At 57.2% G+C, this 973-nt stretch carries 1 protein-coding gene; it reads right to left on the bottom strand.

The window, feature by feature from the left end:
* Nucleotides 1-820 (bottom strand): LysR family transcriptional regulator (locus AC1DRJ_RS29630; protein WP_477805255.1); only part of this gene is annotated, 820 nt, incomplete at its 3' end.
* Between the last annotated feature and the right edge of the window lie 153 nt (nucleotides 821-973).

The following is a 973-nucleotide window of genomic DNA, read 5'->3' as shown; positions in this document are numbered from 1 at the left end:
GTGCGAGGTCATGGATGGGTAACGGTACGAGTTCACCAGCCAGGATTTCCTGCTCAAACGTCGATAAATTCCCCATGGCCAGCGCATTACTGGACTCGACGAACTTGACGATTTGCATCGGCACGTCTATTTCGATCGCCGGTACAAAATCCCCCGTCAGCGCATCATAAGCGCCAGCACAACCCAACGTTGCCGGGAGCAAATGGTTGGCCAGCCGCAGTGGGAGGCGCGACGCCACCCACGGATAGTCGAGTGTTTGCGCCAACGTCAGTGAACGACGTTTTGACAGCAGCGGATGACYGGGGCGGCAAAACAGGCGCCCTACATGTTCACCCACCAGCTCACAGGTGAACTCCTCCCTGCCGAGTAACGTGCTGATTTCGGCAATCCCCAGATCCACTACCCCTGTGGCGACCTGATGGGCGACCTCACGCCATCCGGCGACATGGGCAGTGACCTTGATGTGCGGATAGCGGGCGTGCATTCGCGCGATGCTGGCGTAGCCGCTGGTGACGCTTGGATAGGGACCCAACGCCACCTTCAGTGCGCCGATATCGCCTCCTGCCAGCAAGGCGATGTCACGCCGCAGGTCTTCCTCGGCCATCAACAAGCGCTGGCTTTTCTCGCGAAGCAGCTGTCCAAACGCTGTCAACACGACGCCTTCCGTGCGTCGGTCAAACAGCGTAACCCCGAGTTCGCTCTCCAGCGCCTGGATGCTTTTGCTCAATGCCGGCTGGGAAACCCCCAGCGCTTTTGCTGCCCGACCGAAGTGTGCGTGTTCAATCAATGCCAAGAACTGACGTAGGCGGCGAGGCGTCATGTCATAACCTTTATGTTATCGAAAAGCATCAAAATGGAATTTTTCGTAATCAAATGAATATGCTATTCATGGCCGTACCGGGTCAAGCTGGCGACGCACATACACAGGCAAACCGTGCGCAAACAACGGCATTGACGCTCATTTGCACCCCTT

This window comes from Pseudomonas sp. P5_B2 (genome assembly GCF_056400445.1).
Note: the sequence above shows the minus strand (reverse complement) of the source record. Positions and strands in the feature narration are given on the sequence as shown.